Below are 25,241 nucleotides of genomic sequence, written 5' to 3'. Positions count from 1 at the left end.
TCTGGACGAGCTTCACCGTAGCAGCGATATTGCGCGCCGCCATACGCACATTCTCCCCGGCGTTGTCCAGCGCCTGCTCCAGCGTACAAATGCTATACAGTACGCTGAATACCGCATCCAGGCCGTGCTGATGCACCACGCCCACATCGGCGGTCAGGCTGCCGGCGATGCCGATAACCGGTTTGTGGTACCGTTTCGCCACCCGCGCGACGCCGATCGGCACCTTGCCCTGCAACGTCTGGCTGTCGATACGCCCTTCACCGGTAATCACCAGCGACGCATCTTTCACCAATTGCTCCAGCCCCAGCGCTTCGGTGACAATTTCGATTCCCTTGCGCAACTCGGCGCCGCAAAACGCCTGCAAACCGGCGCCCATTCCGCCGGCCGCGCCGGCGCCGGACACCCGATCGACATCCTGATCCAAATCGCGCTTAATAATGTCGGCATAATGTTTTAACGCCACATCCAATTCGCGGATCATCACCGGCGTTGCCCCCTTTTGCGGGCCTAAGACCGCCGAGGCGCCCCGTGACCTGCACGCGGATAATTTCGCCGCCGGTGGCCGCTACCATGGCCTCCACGGTGCCCTCACCGCCATCCGCCATCCGCCATCCGCCATCCGCCATCCGCCATCCGCCACCGGCAGCTTGACGTAATCGGCGTCGGGAAACACCTCACGAAATCCTTTTTCGATCTGCGTCGCGACTTCCAACGCCGATAAACTCTCTTTATATGAATCCGGAGCGATGACTATTTTCATAAACTACCCGCTACGCCTGTTGAGAGCTGAAGCCGGCGGAGTGGGCGTTCCACCGGTTGAAGGAGCGCCCGGCAGGCGCCCGAGGCCGTCATTGCCGCTGCACGACAACATGAGCCAATTTTTCATAATAGCAGGCCAGCGCGCTATGATCCGCGTTGCCCAAATCGTCTTGCTTCAGCGCCTGCATCATTTCCATCACCGCGGCGGTCAGCGGCAGTTGTGCGCCCACGCCGTGGGACGTATCCAGCGCATTGGCCAAATCCTTGATGTGCAGATCAATACGGAAACCGGGTTTGAAATTGCGGTCCAGCACCATCAGCGCTTTGGCATCCAGCACGGTGCTGCCGGCCAGACCGCCGCGGATTGCTTGATACACCAGTTCCGGATCCACGCCGGCCTTGGTGGCAAGCACCATCGCTTCCGACATGGCGGCGATATTCAGCGCCACAATCACCTGATTCGCCAGTTTGGTGACATTACCGGCGCCAATGTCGCCGGTATGCACCACCGAGCCGGCCATCGACTTGAGCATGTCCACATAGCGCTCGAAGATGCCTTTATCGCCGCCGACCATCACCGACAGCGTGCCGTCGATAGCCTTCGGCTCGCCGCCGCTTACCGGCGCGTCCAGCATTTGTATCTGTTTCTCGACCAGAGCCGCGGCAATTTCCCGGCTGGCCAGCGGCGCGATTGAACTCATACCGATGACCACGCTGCCGGCTTTGGCTCCCTCTATCACGCCATTTTCGCCGAGCACCACCTCTTTGACATGGGGTGAGTTAGGCAGCATGGTAATGATAATCTCGCACTGCTCGGCCACCGCTTTCGGCGACGTCGCCCGCTCGGCGCCGGCGGCCAACTCTTCCTCAACCGATTCGGTGTTGCGATCCAGCACGACCAATGCGTAACCCGCCTTCAGCAGGTTTTTACTCATCGGTTTACCCATGATCCCCAGGCCAATAAATCCAATCTTCATCGTAACATCCTCTTGACTCGTGTAATTGACGCGGCGCGGCGTTTAGCGCTCGGCGTTCAGCATTTTGCGTTTAGCGCCAGGCGCTCAGCCTTTGAATTTGTCGCACAGAGACTGGGTCGCGCTGCGAAACACGCCCAAATCGCTGCCGACGGCGACAAAGCGCGCGCCCCATTTCAGATAGCGCCGGGCATCGGCCGGCGCCAGAATGCCGCTCGGTTTGCCCTGCGCCCGCGCACGGGCGAAAATATGCTGGATCACCCGCTGCACTTCGGGATGATTAGGCGCCCCGAGGTAGCCCAGCGCCGCCGACAAATCCCCCGGGCCGACAAAAATACCGTCCACGCCATCCACCGCGGCGATGGCATCGATATTGTCCATCCCGTCCTGGCTCTCGATTTGCGTCAACACGGTAATGTTGTCGTTGATTAGCGAAAAATACTCCGGCACGGTGCCGTAATTGTTGCAGCGGTGGGACACCGAGACGCCGCGGATGCCCGCGGGCGGATAGCGAGTGGACGACACGGCCCGCAGCGCTTGCTCCTCGGTTTCGACGAAAGGAATGAGAAAATTATAGAAACCAATATCCAGCAGACGCTTGATTATCACCGGTTCGTTGGTGGGCGGGCGCACCACCGGCGCGCTGGGGCTGCCTTTGAGCGCCATCAGCTGCGGAACGAAGGTCGTGATATCATTGGGCGCGTGTTCGTCGTCCAATACCAGCCAGTCGAATCCCGCCAGCCCCAGCACTTCGGTGGACACCGGATTGGCCAGCGCACACCAGCAGCCGATTCAGAGTATCCCCTTGCAGTAAACGCTGACGAAAACGGTTCGGCAGTAATGGATTGTTCATAATGATCCTCTTACATTTGGATTAAAGTGCGGCGCGGCCGGCCGGTCGCCGGCCGCCTCGTCAGGATTTTTTCAGCACCAGACGTTTGATTTCGCCTACCACCACCAGATAGGAGAACATGGCCGCCAGGGCGGAGCAGCCGACAAACACCAGCGCCATATTGAAGGAGTGCAACTCTTTGACCATATAGCCGATGACCAGCGGCGTGACGATGGAGGCAACGTTACCGAACACGTTAAACAGCCCGCCGCACAGCCCGATCATCTCTTTCGGCGCGGTATCCGCCACCACCGGCCAGCCGAGCGCGCCGAAGCCTTTACCGAAGAACGCCAGCGCCATTAACGCTACCACGACAACGGTATTGTCGGTGTAGTTGCACAAGATAATGCTGGTCGCCAGCAGCATGCCCAGCACGATGGGAATTTTACGCGCCACGGTCAGCGAAAACCCGCGCCGCAGCAAATTATCCGACACAATGCCGCCCAACACGCCGCCGGCGAAACCGCACTGCGCCGGAATCGACGCCACCAGGCCGACTTTCAGTATCGACATCCCCTTGTCCTGTACCAGGTAAATGGGAAACCAGGTGAGGAAGAACCAGGTGATACTATTGATAAAATACTGGCCGAAAAACACGCCGAGCATCATGCGGCTGGTCAACATCTGGCGCACATCGCTCCAGTGCGGCCCCTCTTTTTTACCGGCCGCGGGCGAGTCCATATCCACTACCGCGCCGCCGGCGGACATATATTCCAGCTCTTGCGCCGACACCTGGGGATGCTTATTCGGGTTATGGATAAATTTAATCCATATCACCGTCAGGACGAAGCCCACGGCCCCCATCACGGTAAAGACATGTTCCCAGCCCCAGGTATAGGTCAACCAGCCCAGCAGCGGCGAGAAAATCGCCAGCGAGAAGTATTGCGCCGAATTGAAGATGGCCGAGGCGGTACCGCGCTCGCGGGTCGAGAACCAGGCGGCGACGATACGGGCGTTAGCCGGAAATGACAGCGCCTCCGAAAATCCTAGCATAAAGCGCAGGAAAAACAGCGTCATGGCGGCATAGGCGATAGGGAAGAAACCGACGAACCCTTGTAAAAAGGTAAACAGCGACCAGAAAAACAGACTGTAGCTGTAGACCTTTTTCGATCCGTATCGGTCTAGTAACCAGCCGCCAGGAATTTGCATAATCAAATACGCCCAGCCGAAGGCCGAGAAAATCTGCCCCATTTGGCCGGCATCCAGGCCGAGTTCTTTCGCAATATCGGTTCCCGCAATCGACAGGGTGGCCCGGTCGGCATAGTTGATGGCGGTGACCATAAAGATGATGAACAAAATCCAGTAACGTATATGGGTCTTGGTTTTATTAGCGGTCAGAGGTGCAATACTCATAGGTCAGGCCCTAATCAGGCGATAACGACGCGCGAAAATAAAAGGCAAAAGGGTATGCGTGCGCTATCCAGGGTTTACTATTCTCGTAAGAGGCTATTTTTTTCACCGTATTGCTAGTGCCTTCACTTAATAAGGCCCGTTTAGTATAAAAATCACCGCTGGAAATAATATTATGCGTTTGCACAACAATAACCCTGAATAACGTGGTATTTTCGTGCCGATATCCAGCGCGAGTCGATGCGCGTCACGTTATCTTAGCGCGAGGCCAGTCCCGCCGCGCCTTAGTGACCCTAGTCACATCCCGTTCATCATCCGCCTGATAAATTGCCGTTTCATGAGTATAAAACAGGTCATTTGCACAATGCCAGCCGTCGGCATTGAGATTATAATAACGGCATAAACCGTGTTGTTATCGCTTATCGTCCTCACTTTCAGGTCAACCCACCCTAGCTGTTGTTACGGAGACCTTTATGTCTGTTATTCATACGCGAAGCGCTGAGCAAGCCTTCTATATAAAAGTGCACGATACCGATAATGTGGCCATTATCGTCAATGATCATGACTTGTCGGCCGGCAGCCGTTTTCCGGACGGACTGGAATTAATTGAGCATATTCCCCAGGGACATAAAGTCGCGCTGAACGATATCGCCAAAGGCGGCGCCATTATTCGCTACGGCGAAATCATTGGCTATGCGCTGCGCGCCATCGCGCGTGGCAGTGGGATTGATGAATCGTTGGTAGAGCTGCCGGTGGCGCCGGCGCTGGAAACCCTGCCGCTGGCGACCAAGGTGCCGCCGCCGCTGCCTCCGTTGGAAGGCTACACCTTCGAGGGCTATCGCAACCCCGACGGCAGCGTCGGCACCAAGAACCTGCTCGGCATCACCACCAGCGTTCATTGCGTTGCCGGCGTGGTGGAGTTCGTGGTGAAGCTTATCGAACGCGATTTACTGCCGAAATACCCGAACGTTGACGGCGTGGTGGGCCTGAATCATCTGTACGGCTGCGGCGTGGCGATCAATGCGCCGGCCGCGGTGGTACCCATTCGCACGATTCATAATATCGCCCTTAATCCCAACTTCGGCGGCGAGGTGATGGTCGTTGGGTTGGGCTGCGAAAAACTCCAGCCGGAGCGCCTGCTGGCCGATACCGAAGACGTACAGCCGATTGCGATGGAAGCGGCAAGCATTGTGCGTTTGCAAGATGAAAAGCACGTTGGTTTTCAATCGATGGTGGCGGATATTCTGGCGGTGGCGGAGCGTCATCTTCAGCATCTTAACGGCCGCCAGCGCGAAACGTGCCCGACGTCGGAGCTGGTGGTGGGCATGCAGTGCGGCGGCAGCGACGCGTTTTCCGGCGTGACCGCCAATCCGGCGGTGGGGTTCGCCTCGGATTTGCTCGTGCGCTGCGGCGCTACGGTAATGTTTTCCGAAGTTATCGAGGTGCGCGACGCTATCCATCTACTGACCCCCCGCGCCGCCGATGAAGCCGTGGGCCGCCGCCTGCTGGAGGAGATGGCCTGGTACGACAATTATCTCAGCCTGGGCCAGACCGACCGCAGCGCCAACCCCTCTCCCGGCAACAAAAAGGGCGGATTGGCCAACGTGGTGGAAAAGACGCTCGGCTCAATCGCCAAATCCGGCACCAGCGCCATCGTCGAAGTACTCTCTCCCGGTCAGCGCCCCACCCGACGCGGCCTGATTTATGCCGCCACGCCGGCGAGCGATTTTATTTGCGGCACCCAGCAGCTGGCGTCCGGGGTTACGGTGCAAGTATTCACCACCGGACGCGGGACGCCTTACGGCCTGGCGGCGGTGCCGGTGATTGAAATGGCGACCCGCACGGCGCTGGCGGACCGCTGGTATGATTTGATGGACATTAATGCCGGTACTATCGCCACCGGCGAGGCCACCATTGAGGACGTCGGCTGGCAGCTGTTCCACTTTATCTTGGAGATTGCCAGCGGCCGGAAGAAAACCTGGTCTGACCAATGGGTGATCCATAACGCGCTGTCGGTATTCAATCCGGCGCCAGTAACCTGACGCGAAGGACGCCAGCGCGATGCTGGCGTTGTACGCCGGCCTGTATATCCCACGGCCCCGCGCCCGCTGACCGGGGCTTTGCCCGTCGGCATCAGCCGCCTACGGCTGGCAGAAAAATCGTTATTCACATCATTGATATTATGCCAGGCGTAAGGCAATCCGTTACCGGCAGCGTAGAGTGATTTTTAAGTTGCGGCCGTCTGGCTGCCCTGTGCCTGTCTCAACCGGTGGGCATGCTTGGCCGGGAAGATGCCGAATACGCGGGCATAGTCACGGCTGAACTGTGAAGGGCTTTCATAACCCACCTGGAAGCCAGCGCTGGCCGCGTCGGCTGCCTCACTCACCATCAGCCGCCGCGCTTCCTGTAGCCGCAGGTGCGTGCGGAACTCAATAGGACTTAAGGTCGTCACCGCCTTGAAATGAAGGTGGAAGGTGGAGCGGCTCATTCCCGCAATCTCGGCGGCATAGGCAATACGACAAGGTTCGCGAAAGTGTGCTCTGATCCACAGGATCGCTCGGGCAATTTGATTGAGCCGGCTGTCCGCCAGCGCCATGTTCCTGATGATGTCCCCACTGGGCCCGACCAGGAGACGATAGAGGATTTCACGCAGGGTAAGCGGCGCGAGGGCATTGATGTCATCGGGTGTATCCAGCAGCCCGAGCAGGCGGATTGTCGCATCAAGCAATTGAGGGGAGATTTTGTTCAACGTTAACCCAGCAAGAGGGGGGCTCTCCTCCTTGGCGGATGCCGGGTGGCGGAGGGTGAGGCAAAGCGCATCTTTGATGCCTATGTTGATCGCGGCGGCAATTTCATTGACACCGCGGTCAACTATACTAACGGCAGCGCCGAGAAAATCCTCGAGGGGATGATCAAGGACAAGCGAGAGCGTCTCGTCCTGTCAACCAAGTTCACCATGGCTCGCGAGCAGGGCAATCCCAATTCGGACGGTAACCATCGCTATAATCTCGTCCGCTCGGTGGAGGACAGTTTGCGCCAACTCGACACGGATCGCATCGACCTTCTGCACGTGCATGCCTGGGACTTTACCACAACGCCCGAAGAGGTAATGCGTGTGCTTGATGACATGGTGCGGGCGGGGAAAATCTTCTATGTCGCCATCTGCAATACACCCGCTTGGCGCATCTCACAGATGCAAACCCTGGCCGACCTGCGCGGCTGGTCCCCTTTCGTCGCGCTACAGGTAGAATACAGCCTGGTCGAGCGATCTGTTGAGCATGAGCTGTTGCCGATGGCGCAGGCGCTGGGTCTGGGTGTACTACCCTGGTCTCCGCTCGGCGGGGGTATCTTGACCGGCAAATACCGTCGCGCCGACCTGTCGGAGGAGAACGTCGCCGACGTATCACCCACCCGCAAAGGGATCATTGCCTCTACCGGGCACCTCAACGCGCAGGCGCTGGATATCGCCGATGTCGTGGGCGAAATCGCCGATGAACTGGGGGCCTCGCGCTCGCAGGTGGCGCTGGCGTGGACGCTGCTTAATCCGGCCGTGGTCGCGCCAATTGTGGGGGCGCGCACGTTGGAGCAAGCCGAAGACAACTTTAAAGCCCTGTCCGTCGTCTTCCCTGAGCATCAATGCGACCGCTTGGAAAAGGCCAGCGCCCTGGCGCCGATCTTCCCGGCGCGGTTCATGGGCCGTCCGATGACGCAGCAATTGATGTTCGGCGGGACGACGATTCTGAACCGCAGGGGGGAATGACATGAGGCCAACAGCGAGCGACCTCATGACGCCCTGAAGTTAGCGCACCATACAGGGACGTTTTGCGTCAAATCTCCAGCCGGGGATCAGCGCCTGCATCCCGGCGGCATCGTCGCGCGCCCCCAATCCATGGCGGCGGTATAGCGCATGGGCCTGCATGATCCGATCCCTATCCACCTCGACACCTCGACGCCGAGCCCCGGCGTCGACGGCACCGTCACCTTGCCGCCGCTAATCACCAGCGGCGTCTTGGTCAGGCGCTGATTGCCTTCCTGCCAGATCCAGTGGGTATCAATGGCGGTGATCGCGCCGGGAGCGGCGGCGGCCACATGGGTAAACATCGCCAGCGAAATATCAAAATGATTATTGGAATGCGATCCCCACGTCAATCCGGCCGCATGGCAAAGCTGGGCAACCCGGACGGCGCCCTGCATTGTCCAGAAATGCGGATCCGCCAGCGGAATATCCACCGCCTGTAGCGCGATGGCATGACACATTTGCCACCAATCGGTGGCTATCATATTGATGGCGGTCGGCAGGCCGGTAGCGCGGCGGAATTCGGCCATCACTTCGCGGCCGGAAAAACCCTGTTCGGCGCCGCAGGGATCCTCGGCGTAGGCCAGCACGTGGCGCAGGGATTTACCGAGCTCGATGGCCTCGCGCAGCGACCAGGCGCCGTTGGGATCAAGGGTGATACGCGCGTCGGGGAAACGCTTCGCCAGCGCCGTTACCGCCTCGATTTCCTGCTCGCCGGGGAAAACGCCGCCCTTTAGCTTGAAGTTCTTAAAGCCGTAGCGATCCTGCGCCGCTTCCGCCAGCCGCACCACCGCCGCGCTATCCATGGCTTTTTGATGGCGTAAATGATACCAGTCATGGCCGCCTTGTTCGCCGCGTTGATAGGGGAGATCGGTACGCTCGCGATCGCCGACATAAAACAGATAGCCTAGCACCGTCACCGCGTCGCGCTGCTTGCCCGGACCGAGCAGCTCCACCACCGGCACGCCGAGGCACTGCCCCAGCAAGTCCAGCAGCGCCGCCACCGCGTTGACCCGCAGTTCAAACGTCCAGGCGCCGCCGCCGAAGGCGTCGAAGTCAAAGGATTGATTACCCAAATGCACCTGTTGCACCAGCCGGTTCATCCGCGCCACTTCGGTGCCGACCACCAGCGGAGTCGCCTCTTGCAGCGTTTTTAGGATGACTTCGCCGCCCGGGGCTTCGCCGACGCCGGTATGGCCGGCGCTGTCCTTAACCACCACGAGATTGCGGGTAAACCAAGCACTGTGCGCGCCGCCGATATTCAGCAGCATGCTGTCATGTCCCGCGACCGGGATCACTTTCATCTCGGTAATCACGGGACCGCTTTAGGTATTGGCCATTGACTCTTCCTCATACGAAAAAACGCTGTCGCTTCTCCGCCGGACGCGGGGAAGCCCAGGGTTTAAGCAATTAATACCTCAGTATAAGGACATTATCGCGCCCTTTTCATTGGGCATCATCATAATAAAAAAGGCCAAGAGCGGCGATGGATTGCAGCGGATGCCCAAGGCGATAGGCGCGAGTTCACAAACCGGCCGCCGCCAGACGTCTAAGGGACCCTGTACACGATTCTGTGTAAATGCCTTTTCTCAGAAGTGACCGTCCAGGCGTTCACCGAACTCGATAATAAAGCGGTTCATTGCAATGCGCCAGTCCCTCAAAGGCATTGTCCATTTCTGTGACGCCGCCTGGATTGCCAGCCACACCACCTTTTTCACTGCGTCATCCGTCGGGAACACCTTGCGCTTTTTGATGGCATGCCGGATCACGCTGTTTAACGACTCGATGGCGTTGGTCGTGTAGATCACCTTGCGAATGTCCGTTGGGTAGGCAAAGAACGTGGCCAGATTGGCCCAGTTTGCCTGCCAGCTTCGACTTATTTGCGGGTAGCGGATGTCCCAGGCACTGGAGAACGCTTCCAGCGCCTGCAAGCCGGCTTCTTCCGTAGGGGCCTGATAGATAGCTTTCAGGTCGCGGGTGACGGCCTTGTAGTCCTTCCAGGAGACGAACCGCAGGCTGTTGCGCACCATATGTACGATACACAGCTGGAGCCGCGCCTCCGGATACACCGCGTTAATAGCGTCAGGGAAACCTTTCAGGCCGTCAACGCAGGCGATAAGGATATCGTTCAGGCCGCGGTTTTTCAGCTCTGTCAGCACGTTCAGCCAGAACTTTGCGCCTTCATTTTCGGCCAGCCACATACCTAGCAACTCTTTCTGGCCTTCGATGTTGATGCCCAGCGCCAGGAACACAGATTTGTTGATGATGCGGCTGTCCTGCCGGACTTTTAGAACGATACAGTCAAGATAAACAATGGGATAGACTGCATCCAGAGGCCGGTTTTGCCATTCGACAACCTGCTCCATGACCGCATCGGTGACCTTTGAGACCAGCGCCGGCGAGACATCGGCGTTATACAGCTCTTTGAACGCGGCGGCGATCTCGCGGGTGGTCATCCCTTTGGCGTACAACGATAAAATCTGGTTATCCATCCCGGTAATCCGGGTCTGGTTCTTCTTCACCAGTTGCGGTTCAAAGGAACCGTCACGATCGCGCGGAGTACGCAGTGCCAGCGGGCCATCGCCAGTGGTAACGGTTTTTGTGGAATAGCCGTTGCGGGCGTTGGCCCCCGGTTTAGGCTGATTTTTATCGTAGCCGAGGTGATGGGTCATTTCGGCATTGAGAGCTGCTTCGACGCTGATTTTTTTCAGCAGCCGATCGAAGTGACTGAGATCTTCAGGGGTTTTGAGATTTTTGGCCAGTTCGTTAGCCAGAGCCTGCAACTGTTTTTCGTCCATAAATTAACCTGTTTTTGATGTTGGATTGAACATATCAAAATCAAGCAAATACACAAATTTCTAAACAGGCTTGTCTAAGACCAAAAATGAAACCTCTTTTTAATTATCCGCAAGGCCGTGGCGATAAGTGATCGATATCACTTCCCTCTAGCGCTTTGCTGTAAAAAGCCCGCGCATCCGCCCCCGCATTCAGTCATAAGCCCAATGTCTGCCGGGACATTAACTCTTATACTGCTGCTGAACCGCTATTTAGATTAAAAAACGTTCATTCTTACTTCCCTACCGTTCAGGACACTACTATGCAGCTATTCAGCCAATGGATCGTCATGTACACCGTCCGCTGCGGACACCGGGTTTTGACTCGCCGCGCGACATCCCCTGCGGGCTCACTACCGGGAGGCGCCTACCATGGATAACATGGTGATAGACGCCAGCGCGCATAAAACACGCTCGCGCTTTTGGATCCCGGCGGTGTTATTCATCATCAGCACCGTCAACTACGCCGACCGGTCCACTTTGTCCATCGCCGGCCCGCATGTGGCGCGGGATTTGGGTCTGGATCCGCTGCAAATGGGCTATATCTTCTCGGCCTTCGGCTGGGCGTATACCCTCGCTCAGCTGCCGGGTGGCTGGTTGCTGGATAAGTTCGGATCCAAAAAAGTCTACGGTTGCGCGATCTTGATCTGGTCGGTATTTACCTTCTGACAGGGCTTTGTCCATTTCTTCGCCAATGCCGCCATGATGCTGTTCATATTGCGCTTCATGGTGGGTTTTGCCGAAGCGCCGGTCATGCCGGCCAACAGCCGCATCGTTTCCGCCTGGTTTCCGGTGCGGGAACGCGGTACCGCCTCGGCGATATTCAACATCTCGCAATATGCCACGCTGGTGGTGTTCAACCCGCTGCTGGGCTGGATCACCCAAGAGGTCAGCTGGGAATATGTGTTTATCGTGATGGGCGTGGTGGGGATTGTGCTGTCGGCGGTATGGGTGAAAACCATGTACAGCCCACTGAACCATCCGCGGGTGAGCCAAAGCGAACTGGAATATCTGCGCGCGGGCGGCGCGCTGGTGGAGATGGACGCCGCGGCGGGTCCCAAGGCGGATCGCGCGCCGCAGTTGGGCTATATCAAACAGTTGCTGTCCAGCCGTATGCTGTTAGGTATTTATCTGGCCAATTATTGCGTTAACGCGATTACCTGGTTCTTCCTGTCCTGGTTTCCCATTTATTTGGTTAAAGGACGCGGCATGTCGATTCTGGAGGCGGGTTTTGTCGCGGCGCTGCCGGCGATTTGCGGCTGTATCGGCGGCGTGCTGGGCGGCGTGTTTTCCGACTATCTGCTCAACCGCGGTTATTCGCTGTCGGTGGCGCGCAAAACGCCCATCATCGTCGGCATGCTATTATGCACCAGTATGGTTATCTGCAATTACACCACCTCCGATGTGGTGGTGGCGGCCATGAGCCTGGCGTTCTTTGACAAGGGCATCGGCGCACTCGGCTGGACGGTGAACGCCGACACCGCACCAAAGCAGATTGTCGGCCTCAACGGCGGGGTTTTGAATTTGGTGACCCAAATCGGCGCCATTACCACGCCCATCGTGATTGGCTACATTCTACAGCGTACCGGCTCCTTTGACGGCGTGCTGATTTATGTCGCCGCCAACGGCTTGATGGTTATCGTTAGCTATTTGTTTATCGTCGGCAAAATCCAGCGCCTGGAGCTAAAACCTCTCGCGGCCTGGGAACCCGGGAGGCGCCCCACAGGGCGCTTCCCGGCCTGCGCGACTTTATGCCCCCGCACGGTTTACGGTTTACGGTTCAGTCTATACCCACTGCGTTTACCTTTACGCCGGCATCCGCCTGCGCTTCTGCCTCTTCATTTGCTTTTAAACCTGCGCTAGCCTTTACCGTTGTTCGTCTTACTACCGCTAGCCTTCGCCTTTACACTGATATCTGCTTTGGTATCTGTAATCGCATCATTATCAGCATTGGCATCGCATCAATATCCGCATCTCAGACATTATCATCCAGCTGTAGCGCTACATACAGCAGCAGCCGATCGTCAAAGTTGGCCAGATTCAGGCCGGTCATTTCGGAAATGCGGTTCAAACGGTATTCCAGCATATTGCGGTGAATAAACAGCGCGCGCGAGGTGGGCGTCGGCTGAACGTTATGGCGAAACCAGGCGATAAGGGTTCGCCGCAATAAACCATTGCTGTCCATGGCTTTGAGTTTGACCAGCGGCCGCACCAGCTTATTGGCTTGCCAACCGCCGCGCAGGCTGTCCAATAACACCGGCAACATCAAATCGGGATAAAAATAGCGGCGCTCGTCCGGGTGGCGCTGCTTGCCCACCGCCATAGTGGTAACGGCGGTGCGCCAGGAGCGGGCGATCCCTCCCGGTCCGGTAAAAAAGTTACCTAGCGCAATACGCACCCTCGGTCATGCAGGAAAATAGACTATCCACGCGGCGCCGGTGCTCGTCGGCATCCCAGCGGCCGTGGCTGTTCAGCGCCGGCTTCAAAACCACCATTTCGGTCAGGGAGACGATAGCGATAAGATTGTCCCGCTCAGGGGTAATCAACAGGGTCTGTAACTGTTGCAGCTCGGCCATGGCGCTATCGACGCCGAACTGCCCGCTGTCCACCTCCACCACCGCCGCCACGCGCGGCTGATGAATATCGATCCCCAGGCGCTGCGCCCATTCGGACAGCGCCGGCGTCACTTCTTCGGCGCGGATAAGATTCAGCACTAATTCTTCTCGCAGCCGGCTGTCCTGCGCCAGCATATGCAGCAACCGCGCCTGCTCCAGCATCATCTCGGCGGTCATGCACACCAGTTCGCCATATTGGCGCAGCTGGCCGGGATTACCGGTTAACCCGATGACGCCAACGATATTACCGTCGATTTTCAGTGGCAGATTAATCCCGGGACGCACGCCATGCAAATGCTTGGCCACCCCGTCGTCGATATCCACCACCCGCGCCTGGGACAGCGCCAGCAGCGCGCCCTCATGCAGCTCGCCGATACGTTCCCGATCGCCGCTGCCGATTATCCGGCCACGGGTGTCCATCACGTTAATGTTGCTGTCGATTATCTGCATGGTTCTTGCCACGATTTCCTGCGCCAGCTTGGCATCAAGATGATAAGTCGCCATCGCCATCCTCACCGCTGATTGCTCAATCTTTGCAGCATACCCACAGCCGCGCCTCCTAGCATTGTGCAAACGCACAAAATCAGAGACCACGCACGCAAGTTGTGGTGAGCATCACGTTTTTTTGCGGGCAAAAAAAACCGGACGGCGTCATGGCCGTCCGGCCAGTGTCATGCAGTCAGTTATTGCGCCAATAGATACAGCGAAGTATCACCGCGGCGAATATTCAGCGCCAGCACATTGGGTTTGGTGTCGAGAATTTTGCGCAGCTCGCCGATATTTTCCACCGACTGCTGATTCACGCCGAGAATAACATCGCCCTTCTTCAGCCCGACCCGCTCGGCGGTGCTGCCGGCCTTGACGTTATCTACCCGCACGCCTTTCTGGCCGTCAAGCTCGGTATTGCTGAGCTCCGCGCCTTCGATGCCGGTAAAGACCATCCCGGAATCCACCTGGGATTGCGTGCTTTGCTCCAGGGTAACGGTGACCGTGACCGGTTTACCGTCGCGCAGCAGGCCGAGGGTCATTTTGGTGCCCACCGGCTGCGAGCTGATGTCGGCCCGGAACGAGGCGAAGCTGTTCAGCGCCTTACCGTTCATGGTGACGATCACATCCCCCGCTTTCACGCCGGCTTTCTCCGCGGCGGATTTCGGCATTACCTGGCTGACGAATGCGCCGCGCTGGGCATCGATCTTCATAGCTTTCGCCAGTTCCGGCGTCAACTCGGTGCCGAGGATGCCAATTTCGCCGCGTTTTACCTGACCGAATTCAACAATTTGCTTGGTCAGGTTTTTGACCATATTGCTCGGTATGGCAAAACCGATGCCGATATTACCGCCGTCCGGCGCCAATATGGCGGTATTAATACCGATAAGCTCGCCGTTCAGATTCACCAGCGCGCCGCCGGAATTGCCGCGGTTGATGGCCGCGTCGGTCTGGATAAAGTTCTCATAATTTTCGATATTCAACCCGCTGCGTCCGAGCGCCGAGACAATACCGGAGGTCGCCGCTTCCCCCAGCCCGTAGGGATTGCCGATAGCCACGGTATAATCCCCGACCCGCAGTTGATCGGAATCGGCCATTTTGATGGCGGTCAGGTTTTTGAAGTCAATCAGCTGCACCAGCGCAATATCGGATCGCGGATCCTTACCGATAAGCTTGGCGTCGAATTTACGTCCGTCGTTGAGCTGTACCTGTATTTTAGACGCGTCATTCACTACATGATTGTTGGTCACCACATAGCCCTTATCGGCGTCGATAATGACCCCGGCTCCCAGCGCCTGGAATTTTTCCTGGGCCGGCGCGCCGCCTTTATCACCACCGTCATCGCTCCCCTCATCGCCGCCCTGGCACAACGGTGACGCCTGGAAGGGCGAGCCGTCCTGGCACAGCGGCGAATTTTGACCGAAGAATTGCTTGAGTTGATCGGGCATTTGCCGCGACGTGACCGGCGTACTGCCCTCGACGCTGATACTCACCACGGAGGGCATGACTTTTTCCAGCATCGGCGCCAGGCTGGGCAACTGTTGATGGGTCGCGGCGGTTTCTGCCGCAAAGACAGAGACGGGACTGAGCGCCATGCCCAGACTGAGAGCAAGCGCCGTCAGGACCAATGTGGATTTTTTCATCTGTGATTATCTCGACTTAATAGTAAGGGGGCACTATGCAGAACGTGCTGCGTTTCTCCATGAGAGTTATGAAATACCCCGTAGTTCAGCGCAAAAAAAGCGGCAAAGGTAAAAAAATATTGATCCGCTTTACAAATGACCACAGTGTTCGCGGCTACTCGGCGGCCATCAGCCGACGATATTCATCCCAGGCATAAAGATCGGTCATACCGCTAATATAATCCTGGATTAAACGCGCGCGATAATAAAATTCCATCATGGGTTGCTGGCCAGCGGGATAGCGGTTGACCGTCTCCATCGCCTCGCCATAGGCCAGACGATGTTTGGCGGACAGTTTATGATACAGGCGGCTGGCGATGGGATGCGCGGGGTGATAATCCTCCGCCGCCAACCGTTGAAAATCCTGCTGCGACATGTCAAGCAAGGGGTTATAAATTTCCAGCAGCCCGCTTATCACCCGATAGCCCTGCAGTTCCAACTGCTCGACTTCAGGATGATTAAACACATGCTTGAAAGCAACACTTTTAAATATCTTTAACAGCCGAAACGCCGGACTCGAGTCCTCCAGCAGCGCCTGATTGAAACTGCCGTCGTAAATGGGCGCCAGATTATCCAGAAAACGCTGCGCCGCATGCGGCACTAACCGCGCCACGGTATTGACGCGTAAATACATAAAAAACTGATCGCCGCTGCGCAGCCCTTGATAACGTCTTATTTTGTTGAACGCCTGGCCTATCACTTTATCGAATAGATCGCCTTTAACGACGCTGCCCCACTCTTTTTGCAGGAAAAGATACAGTTGCTCCACGGTAAAGATTTTTTTCTCTACCGCATCTTCCAGGTCGGCAATACAATAGGAAATATCGTCGGCGGCTTCCATAATATACGTCAGCGGAAAACGGTGAAATTCCCCTAGCGATAATTTGCGCCGCAGCGTTTGGACATACTCTTCTTCCGAGAGATAAAAACCCGGTTTCTTCATTAGATAGCTGAACGCCGCCGGCGACGGGCCCTGCCAGTAGGCCGGGCGGGTGTACTTAAGAATGCAGCCGACCTGCGCATAGGTCAAATTAAGCTTAAGCAGACTATGCACCATACGGATGGCCTGGGCGTTGCCTTCAAAATGGCACAAATCGAGACGAATGCGGCCGCGCAGCGCATTGTTGTCTTCGTCGCCGGCTCGCAGGCGCAGGCTGACCACCTGGCACCGATCGTTACCGAGGGCGTCCTGCTCCAGGCTGGCGATATCCAGCCGGCGGCGAAACCAGTCGTTGATTGCCGCTTCGCCGAAATGACCAAACGGCGGATTACCGATATCGTGCATCAGGCAGGTCATCTCCACCATGCTCTCGCAGGGCGCTTCCATCTGCGATAAACCCAACGCGCCAATGCGCCCGTCGCTTTTGAGGCGATGAAAGATCTCTTTAACGATATGGCGGCCCACCTGCTGTACCTCCAGCGAGTGGGTCAGGCGCGAGCGCACCGCGGCATTGCGCTCAAGGGGAAAAACCTGGGTTTTTTGCTGTAGCCGGCGTATTGCGGCGGAATTGATAATGCGCCCGCGGTCGCTTTCAAATTGGCGGATAATAGCATAATCATCCTGGGCGCTTATCGCCGGACTGAAAGGACGTTGGAAACTGATTTTATGGCTGAAGTTGATATCGGACATGTTTTCCCCGCATGAGATCCGCACCCTACCGTAATACCAATGCCCGCCGGCAAACGCAACCCTACCGGCCGTTATTTCCCCGCGGCAGGCGTGCTAGAATGCACCCTATGAATACCCGCTATCATTTAAACCCGCTATTTTGTTAACAGGAACGCTTTGTATAAAAATTGGCATTATCGGCGCAATGGAACAGGAAGTCGCGCTGCTGCGCGACCGCTTGAGCCACTCTACCCTCCATCAGCAGGCGGGATGTGAAATTTATACCGGTCAGCTACACGGCGTTGAGATAGCGCTGGTGAAATCCGGCATCGGCAAGGTTTCCGCCGCGTTGGGGACCACGCTGCTGCTGGATCATTTCAAGCCTGAGCTGGTCATCAATACCGGTTCCGCCGGCGGTCTGGCGCCGTCGCTGAAAGTCGGCGATATTGTGGTGTCCCATGAAGTGCGCTATCACGATGTCGACGTCACCGCCTTCGGCTATGAGCCCGGCCAGATGGCGCAGTGTCCAGCGTCGTTTAATGCCGCCCCGTCGCTGGTGGCGCTGACGGAGGAAATCATCGATCGCCTCGGCATGCATGCAGTACGCGGTCTGGTGGTTAGCGGCGACGCTTTTATCAACGGCGCAGAAGGGCTGGCCCGTATCCGCCGGACCTTCCCGCAGGCGATCGCCGTGGAAATGGAGGCTACCGCCATCGCCCATGTGTGCCACCAATTTGCCGTACCCTTCGTCGTGGTGCGCGCCATCTCTGATGTCGCGGATCAAGCGTCCCATCTGAGCTTTGAAGAGTTCCTCACCGTGGCGGCACAAAGCTCCTCCCGCCTGGTCGAGGAAATGGTGCACGCGCTGGCCGGCCAGCGGTAAATGCGCCACGGACGTGCGGCGCTGGCCGCGTTACTTTGCCTACTGCTGGTCTGGCCGGTGCTGGCGGCGCGGCGGGTGATAAGCCTGGCGCCTCACGCGACGGAGTTGGCCTACGCCGCCGGCATGGGCGAGGTACTGGTGGCCGCCAGCGACTGGTCGGATTACCCTCCCGCGGCGCGGCGCCTTGAGCAGGTCGCCTCGTGGCAGGGCGTGAACATCGAGCGCATCCTGGCGCTGAAACCGGATCTGGTGCTGGGCTGGCGCGGCGGCAATCCGCAGCGCGTGCTGGAGACATTGGCCGCCTATATAGCCCGCATCCGGCGCAGGCGCGTCAGGCGGCGAGCGCGCTGCGTAACCAACAGGCGACGCTCGCGAAACGTTATGCCGGCGGCGCAACGCTGCAAAGCCAGATCCTCGCCCTGTGCGGCGGGCGCAATGTCTTCGCCGCAAGCCCGGTCCCCTGGCCGCAGGTAAGCCGCGAGCAGGTGCTGATACGGCATCCCCAAGTCATTATCGCGCCGGGCGACGCCACCGCCGCCCGCCAGGTGAGCGATTTTTGGCGGCCGCAGTTAACGGTGCCGGTGATTGCCGTCAACGAAGACAGCTTTACCCGTCCGGGACCGCGTATCCTATTGGCGGCGCGGCAGCTCTGCGCGCAGCCGGCGCAACTCCGTTCCGCCCTTCCGGTTGAGGCGCCCTGATGCTCTATTGGCTCGATATTCTGGGTACGGCGGTGTTCGCCATTTCCGGCGTCCTGCTGGCCGGCAAACTTCGGATGGATCCGTTCGGTGTGCTGGTGCTCGGCGTGGTGACCGCGGTTGGCGGCGGCACGATCCGCGATATGGCGCTGGCTAACGGACCGGTATTCTGGGTAAGCGATCCCACCGATTTGGTGGTGGCGATTATCACCTGTTTCGTCACCCTCCTGACCATCGGCCAGGCGTGCCAGCCGCCGAAATGGATCCTGCCGGTGCTTGATGCCATCGGACTGGCGGTGTTTGTCGGTATCGGCGTCAATAAAGCGTTCGCCAGCGGCGCCGTGCCGCTCATTGCGGTGTGTATGGGGGTAATTATCGGCGTGGGCGGCGGCATGCTGCGGGACGTGCTGGCGCGGGAGATCCCGCTTGTCCTGCGCACCGAAATTTACGCCACCGCCTGCATCGCCGGCGGTATTGTGCATACCGTGACCTACAGCGAGTGGCATTTCCCCCTCAAGCACGCCGCCATGCTGGGAATGGCGACGACGCTGCTTATTCGGCTGGCGGCCATCCGCTGGCATCTGAAGCTGCCGGTGTTTGAATTTCATAACCGCGACTAGCGCGGACCGCCGCGCCGCCGCAACCGACCTAGGCCATTTTGCGGGCATAAAAAACCGGCACGCGTAGCGTTGCGGTCTTGCCGGCTAAACGCGCGGCGCGCTAGATGCTGAATGACGACCCGCAACCGCAGGTGGTTTTGGCGTTGGGATTGGTGACGATAAAACGCGACCCTTCCAGCCCTTCGCTGTAATCTACCGACCCGCCCACCAGGTATTGCAGGCTCATAGGGTCGACCACCAGCGCTACAGCCTGTTTCTCGATGGTGAAGTCGTCTTCGTTCACTTTATCGTCAAAGGTGAAACCATACTGGAAGCCGCTGCAGCCGCCGCCGATGATATAGACCCGCAATTTCAGATTCGGATTATCTTCGTCCGCGATAAGGTTTTTGACCTTGCTTGCCGCTGAATCGGTAAACTGTAATGGCAATGCTGCCGTCTCACTCATAATTCTACTCCCGGGCCATCGTCAGGCTGAAGGCATGTCAACCCGATCGTTAAGGCTATTATCCGTTAGGCATCGTTTACGTTCAAGTATCGCGCATCGGTGAAATCGCGTTTATTTCCGTGTGCGTTTGCTGGGCATGATTTTCCTGCTCCTGGCGCTGCAACGTGCGGGCCAACAGGAAGGAGTACAGCGGCTTACCGCCCAGAAATTGCGCCACCAGGGTTGCGCCCAGACAGGTGATAATCATCAGCAAAATCAGTTGATAGTTATCCGTCATTTCCAGCACCAGCACGATGCCGGTCAAGGGCGCGCGCACCGAGACGGCGAACAGCGCCCCCATGCCGGCGATGGCAAAAGTGCCGGCTTGTAAACCGTCTTCCGGCAATAAGGTCATGGCGCCGACGCCGAACGCCGTGCCGAGCAAAGTCCCTAACGCCAGCATCGGCGCGAAGATGCCCCCTGGCGCGCCCGAACAAAAGCACAGCAGCGTGGTAAGCATGCGCGCCAAAAAGATGAAGAGCAGCAGGCTGAACGTGTAATGCCCGGCGGCGGCCAGCGGGATCAGATTAAAGCCGCCGCCGGCCGCAAACGGACCTATCAGCGTCAGGATGCCGCAACCGCCCCCCCCCCCCAGCAGACCGCCTATGGCGATGATTTTGCGCCAGTCGCCGCCGTGCAGGCGTAAGAAAACGGCCTGTACGCGCAAGAATAAGCGCATTGAACAGGACGCCCACCGCGCCGAAAATAGCGCCCTGTAGCAGATAAAGCCACAAAGTATTGACCGGCGCGAAGGCCAATTTGCCCACCGCGATAACGGTCCGCTCGCCGTTGAACAGCCGAAACACAATGCTGGCCATAATGACGCCGATAAACACTGCTTTAATCGAGATCAAATTGTAACGAAACTGCGGCCTCATCTCTTCAATGATGAACAAAATCCCCGCCAACGGCGCATTGAACGCCGCGGTCAATCCGGCCGCCGCCCCGGTCGCCAGGAGCGTGTGGCGCGCTTCCGCGCCGCGCAGCCTGCAAACATCCACTACCATACGGCCAAGATTGCCCCCTAATTGCACCGTAGGCCCCTCCCGCCCCAGCACCATGCCGGCGCCAAGCGTCCCCATGCCGCCGATAAACTTCACCGGAATAACCCGCCACCAACGCACCGGTCGCAGGTCCTCCAGCGCGCCTTCAATCTCAGGAATGCCGGAACCGCCGGCCTCCGGGGCGTAACGGCATACCAGAAAGTATCCCATCATCGTCAGCAACGCAGAGAGGACAAACGCCGCCGACGCCAGCAGCCAGGTCTGCTGCCCCAGCTCCGCCAGCGCTGCGATACGTAAAGCCTGTACGCCATTGACCGCTTTCTCGAACAGCACGCCCACGAGCCCGGCAAACACGCCCACTAAAGCGGCCATGAACAGGATCAGCACCGGCGTCTTATCGCGATAGAGAAGTTTGCGAAACATATGCCGGCGCGCCTGCCGCTCCCGCGGTACCGAGGTGTAGGAAGGAGTTGTTTTTGCCATAAAGATAAATTGCCTGTAAGTCCACCACGTCAGTTTGAGTGACCCGAACGGCGCTGTCGCCGGCGTCGCTTAAATACCCCGTTGCGCGGGCGCTGCTGGTTCCGGTCACATCCGATCACTGATTCCGATTTCACCCGATCACTAATTCTGATTTCATCCGATCACTGATTCCAATTCTGTCCGATCGCTCATCTTCTGTTCCGCCATACTCTGGAGACTTTTAGCTTCCGGGGGCATGGCACGTAAAAAGAAGAAAGCGAGAACGGAAATGTGCATCTATATTAATGTCTTACGTATGAAATTCGAGCAGCGTCGCTCGAATCGCACTATCGCAGCAGCGCTCGGCATAGGCTGTACTACCGTGCACGATATCCTCGGCCGATTCACGGTAGCTAACCTGGTCTGGCCATTGCCGGCGGAACTGTCCCCCGTCGACCTCGACCGCCTGCTCTATCCCGGCAAATCCGGAAAAGTTATCAATACCTTACCCAGCTGGCTTGATATCGATACCGAGTTAAGCCGCAAGGGCATGACCAAGCAGCTGCTCTGGATGGAATATCAGTCCGCCGTGGGCGGTGATGCCCTCGGTTACTCACAGTTTTGTGCACTGTTCCGTGACTGGAAAAAGAAGCAGCGGCGTTCTATGCGCATGGAGCACAAGGCTGGCGAAAAGCTCTTCATCGACTTCTGTGGCCCCACCGTACCTATCGTCAACCCTGCGACCGGTAGCGTACGCCAGGTCGCTATCTTCGTCGCTGCCATGGGCGTGTCAGGCTATGCGTATATCGAAGCCTGCGAAGGCCAGGACATGGCATCGTGGCTCAACGCCAATAGCCGCTGCCTGCACTTCATGGGTGGGGTTCCGGAGCTGATGATACCTGATAATCTGCGCAGCGCTGTCAGCACCCCTGACCGCTATGAGCCGGTCATAAACCAGAGCTACCAGGCGCTGGCAAATCACTATGAGACAGTGGTGCTACCGGCGCGCCCGAGAAAACCGAAAGACAAGGCGAAGGCAGAATCAACTGTGCAGCTGGTAGAACGCTGGGTTTTGGCCCGGTTGCGTAAACGTAGGTTCTACTCGCTGGCCGAACTCAACCAGGTGATACGAGAACTCAATCATGAGTTGAATTTGCGCCCGATGCGTCATTACGGCGGACAAAGTCGCCTTGAACGCTTCGAGCAGCTGGACAAACCGGCTCTTGGGCCTCTACCGCCCACACAATGGGAATACAGTGAGTATCTCGTTGCCCGAGTGGGACCTGATTACCACATAGACTACGGCAAAAACTGGTACTCGGTGCCGCATCCGCTGGTTGGCGAGCGCGTTGACGTCATCGCCACCCAACGGCTGGTGCAAATCCACCATAAGGGCGTCTGCGTGGCTACGTACCCTCGCAGCGATAACGCCTATAGGCACACGACTCAGGCGGCGCACATGCCGGCTAACCATAAGGGGCAGAGTCAGTGGACGCCGGAAAGGCTGTGCAGTTGGGCGCTGTCGGTGGGTGTGTGCACACTGAAAGTGGTCGAGTCCATCCAAAAGAGCAAAGCCCATCCGGAGCAGGCTTACCGCTCCGTGCTGGGGCTACTCAATCTGCAACGGCGCTATGAGACGACGCGACTGGAGAAGGCCTGCGCGCTGGCGTTGGAGAAAGGGTGCATTAACCGCTCTTTCATAGCCAACGTATTGAAACACGGTCGTGAAAGTGAGGTCACCCAGGACGGAGCCGGCGTATCAATGCTGGTTCACGAAAACCTCCGAGGTCCGGACAGTTATCACTAAGGAGAATAAATATGGATACACTGTTAATGGCTCTGCGAGAGCTGAAGTTGTCGGCAATGGTCCAGGCGTTGGAGACGCAACGCGAACTCCCGGGGAGTTATGGGGAGCTGGGGTTCGAGGAGCGGTTGTCGCTGATGGTAGAAGCGGAAAATTTTCATAGAAAAAACAACCATATATGCCGTATGCGACGGCAATCGCAAATGCGCTTGCAGGCAAAACCGGAAGATATCCGCTATATCCCTAGCCGAGGAGTGACACCGGAACAGATGCGAGATCTGCTAGGGGGACAATATCTGAAATATCAGAAAAGCATACTCATCACGGGGCCAACAGGTACGGGCAAAACCTGGCTCAGTTGTGCGCTTGGTGAGCAGGCATGCCGGCAGCAATATAGCGTGTGTTACTGGCGAGTGGGTCGGTTGCTGGCCCATCTTCACCAGTGTCAGGTAGACGGGACCTATCTAAAACAGCTTAAGCAGTTAGAAAAAATAGAGTTACTGAATCTTGGACGACGTGGGCCTAGAATCAATAAGTCCGATGCAGGCAACGATGCTGTTGGAGGTGATGGAAGATCGCTACGACAAAAGCAGCAGCATCCTGATCAGTCAACTGCCGGTGAAAAAATGGTATGGACTGATAGAAAACCCCACGACAGCTGACGCGTTACTCGATCGGTTAGTACACCCCAGCTATAGACTGGAACTTAAAGGCGAATCACTACGCAAAGAGCAAGGAGTAGCCAGCACAGGAAAAATAGACTGAACCCGAGTCAGAAGATGAGCGAACACGTGAACGAATATCACTGGAATGGGTGATCGGAAAATATCGGAATAACTGATCGGATGTCGCCGGAACAGCTGATCGGATACGTCGGAATCTGCAGGCGCGCGTCAAGAGGATGATTTCACAATGCCCGCCAGTTGATTACACTACAGGGATTAGGTTTATTTTGCCATTCAGGAGCCGATTGATGAGTCATTCCGCAAGTTTGTACGCCGAGGCGCAACAGCTGATCCCCGGCGGGGTCAATTCACCGGTGCGTGCATTCAATGGCGTTGGTGGTACGCCGCGGTTTATCGCCAGCGCCGACGGCGCCCGCATCACCGACGCCGACGGTAACAGCTATATCGACTATGTCGGCTCTTGGGGCCCCATGGTGCTGGGCCATAACCATCCGGCGGTCCGCCAGGCGGTGCTGGACGCCGTACAGCGCGGCCTTAGCTTCGGCGCACCCACCGAAATCGAAGTGAAAATGGCGCGGCTGGTGACCGAGCTGGTGCCGTCTATCGAGAGCGTGCGCATGGTCAACTCCGGCACCGAAGCCACCATGAGCGCCATCCGGCTGGCGCGCGGCTATACCGGCCGCGATCGGGTGATTAAATTTGAGGGTTGCTATCACGGCCACGCGGACGGGCTGCTGGTCAAGGCCGGATCCGGCGCGCTCACCCTGGGGCAGCCCAGTTCTCCCGGCGTACCGGCCGATTTCGCCAAATATACCCTCACCTGCAGCTATAACGATTTGCAGTCGGTGCGCGAGGCATTCACGCTTTATCCCCGCGATATCGCCTGCATCATCGTCGAACCGGTGGCGGGGAATATGAACTGCGTTCCGCCGCTGCCCGGGTTTTTGTCCGGTCTGCGCGCGCTGTGCGACGAGTTTGGCGCGCTGTTGATTATCGATGAGGTGATGACCGGTTTTCGCGTGGCGCTGGGCGGCGCGCAGGCCTATTACGATGTGAAACCGGATTTGACTTGTCTGGGCAAAATCATCGGCGGCGGCATGCCGGTCGGCGCCTTTGGCGGCCGTCGGGAGGTGATGGCGGCGCTGGCGCCGACGGGACCGGTCTATCAGGCAGGCACTCTGTCGGGCAATCCGGTCGCCATGGCGGCCGGTTATGCCTGCCTGCGCGAGGTCGCCCGGCCGGGCGTACATCAACAGTTAACGCAGCAGACAGAGCGTCTGGCGCAGGGGCTACTGTCGGCGGCGGAATCGGCGGGCGTGCCGTTGGTGGTCAACCGCGTCGGCGGCATGTTCGGTCTGTTTTTCACCGATTTGCCGTGCGTTACCTGCTTCCAGGACGTACAGACGTGCGACGAGGAACGTTTCAAGCGGTTCTTCCACGCCATGCTGTCGGCGGGGATTTATCTGGCGCCGTCGGCGTATGAAGCCGGCTTTATGTCGCTGGCGCACGGTGACGCCGAGATTCGCCTCACGCTGGAGGCCGCCGCACAGAGTTTCGCCCAGTTGTAACCGGTTTGCCGCGCGGGCCAGGCTTGCGCGGTTTT

The 25,241-nt window shown here is 57.9% G+C and carries 11 protein-coding genes and 10 pseudogenes; 9 read left to right on the top strand and 12 right to left on the bottom strand.

Translation table 11 applies throughout. The annotated features are described in order from the left end of the window. Window position 1 precedes the first annotated feature (1 nt). The 4 genes and pseudogenes from SOPEG_RS26025 to SOPEG_RS05335 all read right to left on the bottom strand — a co-directional run. Window positions 2–760 (bottom strand): annotated as a pseudogene (locus tag SOPEG_RS26025) (glycerate kinase); the annotation flags it as partial. Window positions 761–848: 88 nt separating this feature from the next. Then, a pseudogene (gene garR / locus SOPEG_RS05345) lies at window positions 849–1,742 on the bottom strand (2-hydroxy-3-oxopropionate reductase); the annotation flags it as partial. Between the two features lie 78 nt (window positions 1,743–1,820). After that, window positions 1,821–2,586: pseudogene (garL, locus tag SOPEG_RS05340) on the bottom strand (2-dehydro-3-deoxyglucarate aldolase). A 60-nt stretch (window positions 2,587–2,646) separates the two neighbouring features. Then, window positions 2,647–3,978, bottom strand: coding sequence for an MFS transporter (locus SOPEG_RS05335; RefSeq protein WP_025244562.1), 1,332 nt, complete (start codon window positions 3,976–3,978; stop codon window positions 2,647–2,649). Window positions 3,979–4,448: 470 nt separating this feature from the next. Here SOPEG_RS05335 and garD point away from each other — a divergent pair, with 470 nt between their 5' ends. Then, window positions 4,449–6,017, top strand: coding sequence for a galactarate dehydratase (garD, locus tag SOPEG_RS05330; protein WP_025244561.1), 1,569 nt, complete (start codon window positions 4,449–4,451; stop codon window positions 6,015–6,017). A gap of 185 nt (window positions 6,018–6,202) precedes the next feature. Here garD and SOPEG_RS05325 read toward each other — a convergent pair whose 3' ends face one another. Then, window positions 6,203–6,802, bottom strand: coding sequence for an AraC family transcriptional regulator (locus SOPEG_RS05325; RefSeq protein ID WP_417903448.1), 600 nt, complete (start codon window positions 6,800–6,802; stop codon window positions 6,203–6,205). On the opposite strand from SOPEG_RS05325, the pseudogene SOPEG_RS05320 reads away from it, so the two are divergent. After that, window positions 6,767–7,735 (top strand): annotated as a pseudogene (locus SOPEG_RS05320) (aldo/keto reductase); the annotation flags it as partial. The gene SOPEG_RS05325 and the pseudogene SOPEG_RS05320 overlap by 36 nt on opposite strands. A gap of 39 nt (window positions 7,736–7,774) precedes the next feature. On the opposite strand, the pseudogene SOPEG_RS05315 reads toward SOPEG_RS05320, so the two are convergent. Beyond that, a pseudogene (locus SOPEG_RS05315) lies at window positions 7,775–9,075 on the bottom strand (enolase C-terminal domain-like protein). 285 nt (window positions 9,076–9,360) lie between these two features. Beyond that, entirely contained in the window at window positions 9,361–10,569 is a 1,209-nt protein-coding gene (locus SOPEG_RS05310; protein WP_025244558.1) for an IS256-like element ISSoEn2 family transposase, read from the bottom strand. 408 nt (window positions 10,570–10,977) lie between these two features. Between SOPEG_RS05310 and SOPEG_RS05305 the strand changes: the two are divergent. Beyond that, a pseudogene (locus tag SOPEG_RS05305) lies at window positions 10,978–12,303 on the top strand (MFS transporter); the annotation flags it as partial. Between the two features lie 277 nt (window positions 12,304–12,580). Here the strand turns inward: SOPEG_RS05305 and SOPEG_RS05300 are convergent. The 3 genes and pseudogenes from SOPEG_RS05300 to dgt all read right to left on the bottom strand — a co-directional run bounded on the left by SOPEG_RS05300 (window position 12,581) and on the right by dgt (window position 17,018). After that, a pseudogene (locus tag SOPEG_RS05300) lies at window positions 12,581–13,724 on the bottom strand (CdaR family transcriptional regulator). Window positions 13,725–13,903: 179 nt separating this feature from the next. Continuing rightward, on the bottom strand, window positions 13,904–15,349 hold the full coding sequence (gene degP, locus SOPEG_RS05295) for a serine endoprotease DegP (protein WP_025244557.1): 1,446 nt from the start codon (window positions 15,347–15,349) through the stop codon (window positions 13,904–13,906). Between the two features lie 154 nt (window positions 15,350–15,503). After that, complete coding sequence (gene dgt, locus SOPEG_RS05290) at window positions 15,504–17,018, bottom strand: dGTPase (RefSeq protein ID WP_025244556.1); 1,515 nt, start codon at window positions 17,016–17,018, stop codon at window positions 15,504–15,506. Window positions 17,019–17,178: 160 nt separating this feature from the next. Here dgt and mtnN point away from each other — a divergent pair, with 160 nt between their 5' ends. From mtnN to SOPEG_RS05275, 3 genes and pseudogenes are all read left to right on the top strand, one after another. Further along, window positions 17,179–17,880 carry a 5'-methylthioadenosine/S-adenosylhomocysteine nucleosidase gene (gene mtnN, locus SOPEG_RS05285; RefSeq protein ID WP_025244555.1) on the top strand — a complete coding sequence of 234 codons (702 nt, stop codon included), beginning with the start codon at window positions 17,179–17,181 and terminating at the stop codon, window positions 17,878–17,880. After that, window positions 17,881–18,581: pseudogene (locus SOPEG_RS05280) on the top strand (ABC transporter substrate-binding protein). Next, window positions 18,578–19,198 carry a TRIC cation channel family protein gene (locus tag SOPEG_RS05275; RefSeq protein WP_025244554.1) on the top strand — a complete coding sequence of 207 codons (621 nt, stop codon included), beginning with the start codon at window positions 18,578–18,580 and terminating at the stop codon, window positions 19,196–19,198. The pseudogene SOPEG_RS05280 and the gene SOPEG_RS05275 overlap by 4 nt, the downstream one beginning before the upstream one ends. 100 nt (window positions 19,199–19,298) lie before the next feature. Here SOPEG_RS05275 and erpA read toward each other — a convergent pair whose 3' ends face one another. Together erpA and clcA are read right to left on the bottom strand one after the other, a co-directional pair. Further along, a complete protein-coding gene (gene erpA, locus SOPEG_RS05270) occupies window positions 19,299–19,643 on the bottom strand; it encodes an iron-sulfur cluster insertion protein ErpA (RefSeq protein WP_025244553.1) in 345 nt (114 codons plus the stop codon). Between the two features lie 82 nt (window positions 19,644–19,725). Next, window positions 19,726–21,169 (bottom strand): annotated as a pseudogene (clcA, locus tag SOPEG_RS05265) (H(+)/Cl(-) exchange transporter ClcA). A 235-nt stretch (window positions 21,170–21,404) separates the two neighbouring features. Here clcA and istA point away from each other — a divergent pair. From istA to hemL, 3 genes and pseudogenes are all read left to right on the top strand, one after another. Further along, window positions 21,405–22,955, top strand: a complete 1,551-nt coding sequence (gene istA / locus SOPEG_RS05260) for an IS21-like element ISSoEn3 family transposase (protein WP_081742938.1) — start codon at window positions 21,405–21,407, stop codon at window positions 22,953–22,955. 11 nt (window positions 22,956–22,966) lie between these two features. Beyond that, window positions 22,967–23,717: pseudogene (istB, locus tag SOPEG_RS05255) on the top strand (IS21-like element ISSoEn3 family helper ATPase IstB). Window positions 23,718–23,925: 208 nt separating this feature from the next. Beyond that, complete coding sequence (gene hemL, locus SOPEG_RS05250) at window positions 23,926–25,206, top strand: glutamate-1-semialdehyde 2,1-aminomutase (RefSeq protein ID WP_025244550.1); 1,281 nt, start codon at window positions 23,926–23,928, stop codon at window positions 25,204–25,206. Window positions 25,207–25,241: the final 35 nt, after the last annotated feature.

It is taken from the genome of Candidatus Sodalis pierantonius str. SOPE, from assembly GCF_000517405.1.
In the GTDB taxonomy this organism is placed as follows: domain Bacteria; phylum Pseudomonadota; class Gammaproteobacteria; order Enterobacterales; family Enterobacteriaceae; genus Sodalis_C; species Sodalis_C pierantonii.
Note: the sequence above shows the minus strand (reverse complement) of the source record. Positions and strands in the feature narration are given on the sequence as shown.